An 11,697-nucleotide genomic window follows, 5' to 3' on the forward strand; every position below is an offset into this window, starting at 1 on the left:
TGATGCGTGCCCCTTGCGTTCGCCGCCCTAGGCTTCAGCTATGAGCAACCCGTTCCTCGCGCCCAGTACTCTGCCGTACGGTCTTCCGGACTTCGCCTCGATCGCCGACGAGCACTACCGGCCCGCGTTCGAGCAGGGTATGGCCGAGCACACGGCCGAGATCGAGGCAATTCTGGCGGTTCCGGATGCCGCGACCTTCGACAATACGATCGTGGCACTCGAGCGGGCGGGCCAGACGCTGGGTCGGGTGGCGACCGTGTTCTACAACCGGGCGTCGGCTGACAGCAGCGGGTTCACGGATGCGCTGGAGGAGGAGCTGGCCCCGGTGCTCGCGGCGCACGCGGATGCGATCCGGCTCGATGCGCGGCTGTACGCCCGGGTGCGGGCGGTGTCGGAGGCGATGGGAGCCGGAGGCGATGAGTCTCGGCTCGATCCCGAGTCCCGGTACCTCGTCGAGCGCCACCTCGCCGAGTTGACGCAGGCCGGGGCCGGGCTCGACGAGACCGACAAGGCGACCCTCCGTGCCTACAACCAGCAGCTCTCCTCGCTCACCACCCGGTTCGAGAAGAACCTCCTCGCCGACACCAACGCCCTCGCGGTCGTGGTCGACGACGTGGCTGAGCTCGACGGACTCGATGCGGGCCAGATCTCCGCGGCAGCCGGAGCCGCGCGGGAGAGGGGGCTCGCCGGAATGTTCGTCATCACGCTCGTGCTGCCGACCGGGCATCCGTATCTCGCCTCGCTCACACACCGCGACCTCCGCGAGCGCATCATGACGGCCTCGAGATCGCGGGGCTGCCGGGGCGGCGAGCACGACAACCGGGCCCTCGTGCTCGAGATCACGCGGCTTCGGGCCCAGCGGGCCGGGCTGCTCGGCTTCGAATCGCACGCAGCACAGGTCACCTCCCAGCAGACCGCCAAGACCCCCGAAGCCGTCGCCACGATGCTCGGGATGCTCGCCCCACCCGCCGCGCGGAATGCCCGGGCCGAACAGGCCGCCCTGCAGCGGCAGGCCGTGCTGAACGGTGCCGGCGATGATTTCGAACTCGAGGCGTGGGACTGGGCGTTCTACAGCGAAAAGGAGCGTAAGGCGCGGTACGACGTCGACACCGCGGAGATGCGGCCGTACTTCGAGTCGGAGCGAGTGCTGCACGACGGTGTCTTCTGGGCGGCGACCCGGCTCTACGGCGTGACGTTCACCGAGCGCACCGACCTCGTGGCATACCATCCGGAGGCCCGGGTCTTCGAGGTGCGCGACGAAGACGGTTCGGGTGTCGGGCTCTATGTTCTCGATCTGTACACCCGCGACTCGAAGCGCGGCGGGGCATGGATGAACTCCCTCATTTCGCAGAATGCGCTGCTCGGGCATCCGGTGGTCGTCACCAACAACCTCAACGTGCCCAAGCCTGCACCCGGAACTCCCACGCTGTTGACGTACAGCGAGGTCGGCACACTGTTCCACGAGTTCGGGCACGCCCTGCACGGGCTCTTCGCGCGGGTCACCTATCCGAAATTCGCCGGAACGCACGTCTTCCGCGACTTCGTGGAGTTTCCGAGCCAGGTCAACGAGATGTGGATGCTCTGGCCCGAGGTGCTCGCGAACTACGCGGTGCACGTCGAGACGGGCGAGCGGATGCCGGCCGCGTTCGCGCAGAAGCTGCAGGATTCGGCCTCGTTCAACCAGGGCTTCGAGACGTCGGAGTACCTCGCGGCGGCGATGCTCGACCAGGCGTGGCACAGCGTGCGGGCGGGTGCGGGTGCGGGTGAGGGGAATGCTCCGGCTCCGGATGCTGCGACCGGCGTCGCTGCGTTCGAGGCCGCCGCGCTCGCCGCTGTGGGGCTCGACAACCCCGCTGTACCGACGCGGTACGCGAGCACCTTCTTCGCCCACACCTTCGCCGGAGGGTACGACGCCGGCTACTACTCCTACATCTGGAGTGAGGTGCTCGACGCCGACACTGTCGAATGGTTCACCGAGAACGGCGGTCTGACCCGCGAGAACGGCGACCGCTTCCGTGCGCGCTTGCTCGGAGTGGGCGGCTCGAAGGATCCGCTCGAGGCCTACCTCGACTTTCGCGGGCGCCCGGCCGAGATCGGCTCGCTGCTCATACGCCGCGGTCTCGACGCTCCGGCGGGCTGACGCCCCTCTCGCCTAGTCGCGGGGCGACAGCACGCAGAACTCGTTGCCCTCGGGGTCTGCCAGCACCACCCACGTCTCGTCGGGACCCTGCCCGATCGAGGAGCGGCTCGCACCACGCGCCAGCAGGCGCTCCACCTCGGCGGCCTGGTCGTCTCCCGCCCGCGGTGCGAGGTCGATGTGCAGACGGTTCTTCACCGTCTTGCCCTCCGGAACCGGAACGAACTCGATGGTGGGGCCGGTGTACCCGAGCGTGAATGGTGCGCCGTCTGCGGCGCCCTGGGTCTGGGCGGTCGGCGCGGGAGCGATCTCGACTTCGTCATCGGACTCGTACTGCACCACCCACCCCAGGGTCTCAGCCCACCACCGCCCCTGCGCAGCGATGTCATGGGAATCGACAATGATGGAGGCCCATTTCAGCGTCATGCTTCCATCTTGGTGACCGGGCGAGCGCCTGTCCACCACCGGCCGCCGGCCTCGGGCTTCCCGCGTCGGCAGGTCAGGCGGAGTTCGCGGTAGGCAGCTTCCGCGCATTCCGGCGTCGACGAGTGTCGCGAGGCCCCGCTCGGGGCGGTGCCCGTCGACCAGTGTCGCGAGGCCCCGCTCGGGGCGGTGCCGCCGTCTCAGGGGGTCGGGGGAGCGGTCTCGATGACGAACGGGGCCCCGGAATCGGTCGGCACGGTGGGGGCGGGGGTTTCGGTGGCGGGAGTGGGGGTCGAGGTGGGGTCGGTGTTCGAGGAGTTCGCACCGGTGCCGAGTATCTCGTCGGGGGAGGTGCAGACAGAGGTCTGGGGAACGGCCGCGACGGCGGTCTGCAGGTCGATCAGGGCGGTCGAAGCCGACACGGCGTTCGAGTCGACGATAACCTGCGTCGCGGGGGAGCGGCCGAAGGTGGTGTAGGTGTACGACGGCTTCTGGGAGTCGTCTTCCACCCAGTCGATACCGGAGATCCTCACGCAGGGGAGGGTCGTCGGCCCGTACTCCGCGACACCGCAGCGCAGCAGAACGGCGGCGGGCGAACCCCAGGCGGCGGTGGCCTGCGCGTTCGTCTCGCGGGACGGTTCGTCGGCGACCGTCGTGGGCAGTCTCACCATGATCTCCGCGCACCCGGGGTTGGTCGCATCGGCAGCCGGATCGAGGGCGACGGTCGGGGCGCACCCGCTGACGAGGGTGGCCAGAAGCCCGGCGACCAGGGCGCCTGGAAGGAGAACTCGTTTTCGGTGAAACATCTCTCACAGGTTACCGTTGAGCCGTGAACACCCGTGGGGCAGACCCTCAGCTTCCCCCTGGCACCCAACCGCCCGAATCGCTGCAGCGTGAGGGGGAAGTGTCAGGCGCACCGGCCCCCGACACGCTGGGAAGCGTGGGGGAGGTCGAAGCACTGAAGCGGATCTTCCCGCGGCTGCCCTCGGCAACGACGGCGATCGTGGGTCCCGGGGACGACTGCGCCGTGGTTGCGGCGCCCGATGGGCGGTTCGTCGTGACGACGGACACGATGATCCATGGGCCCGATTTTCGGCTCGCGTGGTCGACTCCGCACGATCTCGGCTGGAAGGCCGCGGTCACGAACCTCTCCGACGTCGCCGCGATGGGTGCTGTGCCGACGGGGTTGGTCGTGGCCATCGCCGCCCCGCCCGGGACGCCTGTCGTGACCCTCGAAGGAATCGCCGACGGACTGCGCGACGCCTGCGCGTCTCTCTCGCCCGGAACCGGCGTTGTCGGCGGCGACCTCTCGGTATCGAACACCCTCATGATCGCGGTGACCGCATTCGGCGACCTGGGCGGACGATCGCCGGTGCTGCGGTCGGGCGCGCGCCCGGGCGACCGGGTGGCCGTGGCGGGCGACCTGGGCCTCGCCGGAGCCGGCATCGCGCTGCTGTTCGCCCGGGGGCAGCGCGCCCAGACGGGAAGCGAGACGGGAAGCGAGACGGGAAGCGCGGCGTCTGCCGAGAGGTCGGAGGGCAGCCCGGCAGACGCCCAGGATCAATCGCGCGGTCGTACCCCCGATGCGGCGCTGGCGCGGGAGCTCCGTCGCACGCACGCCGCGGTCGTTGAGGCGCAGCTCGCACCGGTCTCGCCGCTCGGGGCCGGGCCGGCCGCCGCCGATGCTGGCGCCACCGCCATGCTCGACGTCTCTGACGGGCTGGTGCTCGACGGCGGGCGGATCGCCGAGGCGAGCGGATGTTCTCTCGAGTTCTTTCATGAGGCCATCGAACGCGAGGCAGAGGCCCTGCGAGAGCTCGACGGCTCGATCGGTGGAGAAGCCGTCGATTTCGTGCTGTGTGGAGGAGAGGACCATGCTCTTCTCGCGACGTTCCCCGCCGGGTGCGGTGTGCCGCACGGATTCCGCGTGGTCGGTGTGGTTCGCGAGCGGGCCGAGGGGCATCCGTTGGTCACCGTCGGCGGCCGGGCCTATGCGAGGCCAGGCGGTTGGGATCCGTTCGACGACTGGAACGGCGCAGCCGGCTGAGTCAGAACGGCCGCGCCCGGCGAACCGGGGCGGCCGTTCTGACTCGACGGGTTGTCAGCGAGCGGGAGTCACCACGTCATCCGTAACTGCCTCGCCGTCGGCGAGCCGAACGTGGGACCCTCCGTCGATCTCGAGCGACTGCGCGAGCACCTCGGCCCGCGAGGCCGACCCGGCCGCCACACTCGCAGCACCCGCAACACCCGCGGCATCCGACCCGGCAGAAGCACCCGGGCCGGCCGCAGCACCCGACCCGGCCGCAGCAGGCGCCGCATCCCGGTCGAGCGTCGTTGCCAGCGGCTTCTCCTTCACGAACACCAGCAGTACCGTCGCCCCCAGAACCAGCGGCACCATGTAGAGGAACACCGGCGTCAGAGCATCGTTGTAGGCGCCGACGATGACCTCGCGTATGGCGTCGGGGAGACTGCGCACCAGGTCAGGTGTGAACGAGTTGCTGCCGCCGGCCGTACCCGATCCGGCGGGCAGACGCTCGGCGAGCAGCGATGTCAGATTGGCGACGAACAGCGACCCGACGACAGCAGAGCCGAGCGAGGCACCGATCTGGCGGAAGTAGTTGTTCGACGCAGTCGCCGTTCCGACCTCGCGGAGCGGGAACGAGTTCTGCACGATGAGGATCAGGATCTGCATGCACATACCGAGCCCGACGCCCATCACGGCGAGGTAGGCGCAGATGATCCACACGGGCATCCCGGCGGTCATGGTCGACAGCAGCAGCAGAGCGACAGCAGTGATGACCGTACCGATGATGGGGAGGAACTTGTAGTGACCCGTGCGGCTGACCAGCTGGCCCGAGCCGATCGACGTGATAAGAAGGCCCGCCATCAGCGGAATCAGCAGCAGCCCGGCCTGGGTCGCATTCGCGCCGGTCACCATCTGCAGGTAGGTGGGCAGGTAGGCGAGGGCGCCGAACATCGCGACGCCGATGATGAGGCCGGCAATCGTCGTCAGGTTGAAGTTGCGGTCTTTGAACAGGTGCGGCGGCATGATCGGTTCGACAGCGCGACGCTCGACGAAGATGAACCCGAGAGCGGCGACGACCGTACCGGCGATCAGCCCGATGATGATGGGTGAATCCCAGTCGTAGGTGTTGCCGCCCCAGGTCGTGGTGAGCACAAGGCCGGTCGAGGCGAACGCCAGCAGGATCATACCGGCGAAGTCGATGCGCGGCTTGGCCTCGGAGCCCTTCGGCAGGTGCAGGAACATCACGGCTGACAGGATGGCCAGGATGCCGAGCGGGATGTTCATCCAGAAGCCCCAGCGCCAGCCGGGCCCTTCAGTGAACCAGCCCCCGAGCAGAGGCCCGGCGACGGATGACAGGGCGAACACGCCGCCCATGATTCCCATGTACTTGCCGCGCTCGCGTGCCGGAACGACGTCGGCGATGATGGCCTGCGACAGGATCATCAACCCGCCGCCGCCCAGGCCCTGGATGGCGCGGCCGGCGATGAGCTGGCCCATGTCGGGCGCCAGCCCGCCGACGACAGAGCCGCCGATGAAGAGGCTGATCGCCGCGATGAACAGGCCCTTTCGGCCGATCAGGTCGCCGAGCTTGCCGTAGACGGGCAGCATGATCGTGGAGGCGAGGATGTAGGCGGTGGTGACCCACAGCATGTACTGCACGCCGTTGAGCTCGCCGACGATGGTCGGCAGCGCTGTGCTGAAGATGGTCTGGTCGAGCGACGCCAGCAGCATCGTCACCATCAGGCCGGCGAACACCAGCAGGATGTTGCGTTTCGTGGCCGCGTCGGCCGCAGGGGCTGCGGCGACTTTCGGCGAGGTTGTGACTGTCATTGGATGTTCTTCGTTACCTCTCTGATGAGCGCTATGGCCCGTGTTTCAAGCTGTTCTGGGGGAGTTGCACTGCCGGCCGCGATCCATTCCTTGACGGCGACACGAACGCCACCGCCACAGAGGGTGAGCATCATCTCGGCCTGCGCGCCGAGGCCGGAGCCGCCGGAGCCGCCGCCGCCGCCGCCACCGCCGCCGCCGCCGCCGTCAGAACCGCGTGCCGGGTCTGCCGTCAGCAGCGTCGTGACGGCGGCGATGAGCTCATCGGCCATGCGCGTCATCTGCGAGATGTGCCGTGAGAGCAGCTCGGGGTGCGCCTTCACGATCTGCATGCGCCGTTCGCGCAGGTCGGTCGCGGCGATGGTGGGCCCGATGACGCCGAAGAGCAGCCGCACGACGGATTCCGTGAGGTCGGCCCCACTGCAGCGGGCCATGTGTGCGGTGACCGCGTCGGCGGTGAGTTCGACATCGTGAACGCCGAGAATGGCGTCTTCCTTGCTGTCGAAGTAGTTGAAGAAGGTGCGCGGCGAGACGCCCGCCGCCTCGCTGATCGCGTCGACGGTCGCCTGCGCGAGACCGTCGCGCTGTACCAGCGTCACAGCGGCCAGCTCGAGGCGCGACCGGGTCGCTGCACGCTTCTTGTCGCGCAGCCCCGGTTGGGCAGAAATCTTCATAGCTGCAATATTACGCTTCGTGCAAAGTTACGCAAGTGCAATTTTGCGTTTTCTGCAGTTATTCGGCGGTGGTCAACCACCACAGGGTCGTCTCGCCGTAGTCCTTCCGGCGTTCGAGCTCGAGTGTCGGCGGCAGAGACGGCTCCGGGGAGCGCGATGTGCGTTCGACCACGATGACCGCACCGGGTGTGACGCGGGAGCCGAGCATCCGGAGCCCGTCTGCCAGTTCCGCCTCCGACAGGTCGTAGGGCGGGTCGACGAAGACCACGTCGAAGGTCGAAACGGTGCTGGCGAGAAAGGCGGCGACCGTCTGCGTCGCGACACGGATGCGCGGCTTGCTGCCCGAGGCGGCCTTCAGGATGACCGCCACATTGTTCTTCGCGACGCGCGCAGCCCCGGGGTTCTTCTCCACGAGGGTCACCTCCGCGGCTCCGCGGCTGGCGGCCTCGAGGCCGAGGGCACCGGATCCGGCGTAGAGGTCGAGCACAGCGGAGCCACCGACGAGTCCGCGGGCGTCGAGTGCGGAGAAGATGGCCTCCCGAACCCGGTCGCTGGTCGGGCGGGTGCCGGTCGGGGGAACAGCCAGCCGCTGGGACCCGGCGAACCCGGCGATGATGCGCGTCATCTACGAAACTGTAGCGTTCGGCTGCTCGGGTATCTCTCCACAGCCCGGCCCCGAGAGGCTCGAACGGCAATGCCCGACGCCTAGAATCGGGCATATGAATGCTTCGGCGGTGCCTGCAAAGCGCAGCGCCTCGGCGGCTGCGGCCGCCCTGGCCGCTCCGCATGCCGTCGACATCGCCTCGGCCCCCGGGGCGCCCGCCGTTCCCGCGGGCAGCGTCACTCTCGACCAGAAGGTGTCGAGCGTCGTGGGCGGCCGCACTGCCGCCGCACTGCAGAAGGCGTTCGGCATCGTCACGGTCGCCGACATGCTCGCGCACTATCCGAGGCGGTATGCCCGGCGCGGTGAGCTGACGGCGCTCGGCGAGCTGCCCGTCAACGAGACGGTCACGATCGTGGCCGAGGTGCGCAGGGTCAGCGAGCGCAGCATGAAGGCCAAGCGCGGATCGATCCTCGAGGTGTCGATCTCCGATGGCCACGGCATCCTGACACTCACCTTCTTCAACCAGTCGTGGCGTGCGCGGGAGCTCGTGCCGGGGGCGCGGGGCATCTTTGCGGGCAAGGTCTCCGACTATCGCGGCGCCCTGCAGCTGGCCCACCCCGACTACGAGCTCTTCGACGACCTGGCACTCGACACCGGTTCGGCGTCGGCGAAGAAGTGGGCCGAGATGCCCATTCCGATCTACCCGGCGAGCGGCAGCATGGCGAGCTGGCAGGTGCAGAAGTGCATGGGCCTGGTACTGGATGCGCTGGGCTGGGTCGGCGATCCTGTTCCCTCCGCGGTGCGGGCCGAGCGCGGGTTGATGGACTTCAGCGCCGCTCTCGAGCTGGTGCACCGCCCACAGAAAGACAGCGACTGGAAGCGGGCGAGGGATGCCCTGCGGTACCAGGAGGCATTCGTGCTGCAGATGGCGCTGCTCGAGCAGCGCCGGGCCGCGCATGCTCTGAAGGCCACACCACGGGTGCCGAAACCGGGCGGCTACCTCGACCGGTTCGACCGCGCTTTGGCTTTCGAGCTCACGGGAGACCAGCAGCTGGTCGGCAGTGAGATCAGTGCAGACCTGGCACGGGACGAACCGATGAACCGCCTCGTGCAGGGCGAGGTGGGCTCGGGCAAGACTCTGGTGGCGCTTCGGGCGATGCTCGCCGTGGCCGACTCCGGCGGGCAGTCGGCGCTGCTCGCGCCCACGGAGGTGCTCGCCGCCCAGCACCTGCGTTCCCTCGTGCGCGTGCTCGGCCCCGACCTCGCCGCCGAACTCGTTCCGACTCTGCACACCGGCCAGCTGCCGGTGGCGGCCAAGCGCAAGGCGCTGCTTCGCATGGTGTCGGGGCAGGCGCAGATCGTCATCGGCACCCACGCACTGCTGAGCGACACCGTGCAGTTCTACGACCTGGGACTTGTCGTGGTGGACGAGCAGCACCGCTTCGGTGTGGAGCAGCGCGAGACGCTGCGCAAGAAGGGCGCGCAGCCGCCGCATGTGCTGGTGCTCACCGCCACACCGATTCCGCGAACGGTCGCCATGACCGTGTTCGGCGACCTCGACATCTCGACCATCGCCGAGCTGCCTGCCGGCCGGCAGGGTATCTCGAGCTTCGTGGTGCCGCTCGCCGAGAAGCCCGGGTGGGTCGGCCGTATCTGGGAGCGCACCGCAGAAGAGCTTGCCCAGGGGCGGCAGGCGTTCGTCGTCTGCCCGGCCATCGAGCCCACGGTGGCCGAGCCCGCCGACGCGGGTGGTGGCAGCGACGGCCCCGACGACGATGGCACGCCCGCACGCCCGCTGTCGGCGGTGTCGACCGTGTTGGCCGAGCTGCGCGCCAATCCGCAGCTCGCCGGCCGGCGCATCGAGCCGCTGCACGGGCGCATGACCAGCGACGAGAAAGACCAGGCCATGCAGGCCTTCGCCGCAGGTGAGATCGACGTGCTGGTCGCGACCACGGTCATCGAGGTCGGCGTCGACGTGCCCAATGCATCCACGATGGTGGTTCTGGATGCCGAACGCTTCGGAGTCTCGCAACTCCACCAGCTGCGCGGTCGGGTGGGGCGCGGCAGCGTGCCGGGTCTCTGCCTGCTCGTCACCCACGCCGAGCCCGAGACGCTCGCACGGGAGCGGGTGGATGCCGTGGCCTCCACGCTCGACGGTTTCGAGCTGGCCCAGATCGACCTCGAGCTCCGCCGCGAGGGCAATGTGCTGGGCAGCAACCAGTCCGGTGGCCGCTCCTCGCTCCGGCTGCTGACCGTGGTCAGCGACGGCGACCTCATCGGCGAGGCGAGGCAGGCGGCGGCGGAGGTTCTCGAGGCCGATCCGGGGCTCGCCGGGCATCCGGAGCTGCGGGATGCGCTGGCGCGCCGACTCGATGAGAACGACAGGGCGTTCCTGGAGAAGAGCTGAGCGGCTGCTCAGCGGGCGCCCTGCGCCGCATGCTCTTTCGGTCTTGGTAGCCTGATGCCATGAGCGCCATCGCGGTTGTGCCAGGTTCGTTCGACCCCGTGACCCACGGTCACCTCGATGTGATCGGCCGGGCGGCCGGTATCTTCGACGAGGTGCACGTGCTCGTCGTACACAACCCCGACAAAGCGGCCCTGCTGCCGATCGCCCAGCGCGTCTCGCTCATCCAGCAGGCCGTCGTCGAGGCCGGCCTGCCCGACAACATCGTCGTCACTTCGTGGAGCGTCGGCCTGCTCGTCGACTACTGCGTCGAGGTCGGCGCGAAAGTGCTGGTCAAGGGCATCCGGTCGCAGGTCGACGTCGCCTACGAGACGCCGATGGCGATCGTGAACCGCAACCTCTCGGGCGTCGAGACCGTGTTCCTGCTGCCCGACCCGGCCCACGCCCACGTCTCCAGCTCACTCGTGCGCCAGGTCGCGGGGCTCGGCGGCGACATCTCGCCCTACGTGCCGGCCGCCGTCGCGGCCTTCCTCCAGTCCACCTCCTAGCCCGCCCGGGCCTTCGCCCTCTTCGGCGGCCGGAGGTGGGAGGATGGAGACATGAGTGACCTCTCCATCGGCTATGCCGCAATGCTCGAGCAGTTCCACCCCACCGAGGCCGTGCGGCTGTCGGCCCTCGCCGAGCAGCACGGGTTCTCGGGTGTCATGGCCGCCGACCACTTTCAGCCGTGGGTGCCGCAGCAGGGCCAGAGTTCGTTCGTCTGGAATGTGCTGGCCGCCGTCGGTGAGCGCACGAAAGGCGACTTCGGCCCCGGCGTGACGGCGCCCACCTTCCGCTGGCACCCCGCGATGGTCGCCCAGGCCTCCGCCACGATGGCCGCGATGTACCCGGGCCGGCACTGGCTGGGTCTCGGGTCGGGCGAAGCACTCAACGAGCACATCGTCAGCCAGTACTGGCCCGAGACGCCCGAGCGCATCAACCGCATGTTCGAGGCCATCGAGATCATCAACAAGCTCTTCACCGCCTCCCTCGCCGGCAAAGACGTCAAGCACCGCGGCGAGTTCTACAAACTCGAATCGACCCGCCTGTGGACCATGCCCGAGGTGCCGCCCGAGATCCTCGTCGCGACGGCCGGCCCGGTGACCGCCAAGCGTGCGGGCAAATTCACCGACGGGCTCATCACCGTGGGTGCCCCGCTCGAGAAGATCGACGGGCTCTTCAAGAAGTTCGACGAGGGCGCCCGAGAGGTCGGCAAGAACCCCGATGACATGCCGAAGGTGCTGCAGTTGCACATGTCGTGGGCGCCAACCCATGAAGAAGCATTGACCAACGCCATGGTCGAGTGGCCGAACGGCGGAATGAAGTTCCCGAAGGCTGACATCCGCTCGCCCTTCGAGTTCGAGCAGATGGCCAAGCTCGTGCGCCCCGAAGACTTCGAGGGCCGCATGATCATCGACAGCGACCCCGATGTGCACCGCGAGTACATCCAGCGTTTCGTCGATCTCGGCTTCGACCGCATCTACCTGCACAACGTCGGCCGCAACCAGGCCGAGTGGATCGAGGTCTTCGGGCGCGACGTTCTGCCGAAGCTCAAGCGCTGAC

General features: G+C 68.7%; 10 protein-coding genes. 5 read left to right on the forward strand and 5 right to left on the reverse strand.

Annotated elements, in window-relative coordinates; genetic code table 11:
* Positions 1-40 precede the first annotated feature (40 nt).
* Positions 41-2,140 (forward strand): M3 family metallopeptidase, encoded by a 2,100-nt coding sequence (locus B7R24_RS04385; protein WP_116417780.1) that lies wholly within the window; start codon positions 41-43, stop codon positions 2,138-2,140.
* A gap of 12 nt (positions 2,141-2,152) precedes the next feature.
* On the opposite strand, the gene B7R24_RS04390 is transcribed toward B7R24_RS04385, so the two are convergent.
* Both B7R24_RS04390 and B7R24_RS04395 read right to left on the reverse strand, forming a co-directional pair.
* The gene (locus B7R24_RS04390; RefSeq protein WP_116417781.1) at positions 2,153-2,563 is read right to left on the reverse strand and encodes a VOC family protein; all 411 of its coding nucleotides are present in this window, start codon (positions 2,561-2,563) and stop codon (positions 2,153-2,155) included.
* A gap of 197 nt (positions 2,564-2,760) precedes the next feature.
* Positions 2,761-3,366 (reverse strand): DUF3515 family protein, encoded by a 606-nt coding sequence (locus B7R24_RS04395; RefSeq protein WP_116417782.1) that lies wholly within the window; start codon positions 3,364-3,366, stop codon positions 2,761-2,763.
* Positions 3,367-3,464: 98 nt separating this feature from the next.
* Here B7R24_RS04395 and B7R24_RS04400 point away from each other — a divergent pair, with 98 nt between their 5' ends.
* Positions 3,465-4,607 carry a thiamine-phosphate kinase gene (locus tag B7R24_RS04400; RefSeq protein ID WP_116417783.1) on the forward strand — a complete coding sequence of 381 codons (1,143 nt, stop codon included), beginning with the start codon at positions 3,465-3,467 and terminating at the stop codon, positions 4,605-4,607.
* A 54-nt stretch (positions 4,608-4,661) separates the two neighbouring features.
* On the opposite strand, the gene B7R24_RS04405 is transcribed toward B7R24_RS04400, so the two are convergent.
* The 3 genes from B7R24_RS04405 to rsmD are packed head-to-tail and all read right to left on the reverse strand — an operon-like array spanning position 4,662 to position 7,712.
* On the reverse strand, positions 4,662-6,416 hold the full coding sequence (locus B7R24_RS04405) for an MDR family MFS transporter (protein WP_116417784.1): 1,755 nt from the start codon (positions 6,414-6,416) through the stop codon (positions 4,662-4,664).
* The gene (locus B7R24_RS17735; RefSeq protein WP_216363611.1) at positions 6,413-7,087 is read right to left on the reverse strand and encodes a TetR/AcrR family transcriptional regulator; all 675 of its coding nucleotides are present in this window, start codon (positions 7,085-7,087) and stop codon (positions 6,413-6,415) included. The genes B7R24_RS04405 and B7R24_RS17735 overlap by 4 nt, the downstream gene beginning before the upstream one ends.
* Positions 7,088-7,145: 58 nt before the next feature.
* A complete protein-coding gene (gene rsmD / locus B7R24_RS04420) occupies positions 7,146-7,712 on the reverse strand; it encodes a 16S rRNA (guanine(966)-N(2))-methyltransferase RsmD (RefSeq protein ID WP_116417785.1) in 567 nt (188 codons plus the stop codon).
* Positions 7,713-7,884: 172 nt separating this feature from the next.
* Between rsmD and B7R24_RS04425 the strand changes: the two genes are divergently transcribed.
* The 3 genes from B7R24_RS04425 to B7R24_RS04435 are packed head-to-tail and all read left to right on the forward strand — an operon-like array spanning position 7,885 to position 11,696.
* Positions 7,885-10,098 (forward strand): ATP-dependent DNA helicase RecG, encoded by a 2,214-nt coding sequence (locus B7R24_RS04425; RefSeq protein ID WP_437123505.1) that lies wholly within the window; start codon positions 7,885-7,887, stop codon positions 10,096-10,098.
* A gap of 59 nt (positions 10,099-10,157) precedes the next feature.
* Positions 10,158-10,643: a pantetheine-phosphate adenylyltransferase gene (gene coaD, locus B7R24_RS04430; protein WP_116417787.1), complete on the forward strand. Its 486-nt coding sequence runs from the start codon at positions 10,158-10,160 to the stop codon at positions 10,641-10,643.
* Positions 10,644-10,694: 51 nt separating this feature from the next.
* Complete coding sequence (locus B7R24_RS04435; RefSeq protein ID WP_116417788.1) at positions 10,695-11,696, forward strand: TIGR03557 family F420-dependent LLM class oxidoreductase; 1,002 nt, start codon at positions 10,695-10,697, stop codon at positions 11,694-11,696.
* The last annotated feature ends 1 nt before the right edge of the window (position 11,697 follow it).

The sequence above is a fragment of the Subtercola boreus genome, assembly GCF_003399645.1.
In the GTDB taxonomy this organism is placed as follows: domain Bacteria; phylum Actinomycetota; class Actinomycetes; order Actinomycetales; family Microbacteriaceae; genus Subtercola; species Subtercola boreus_A.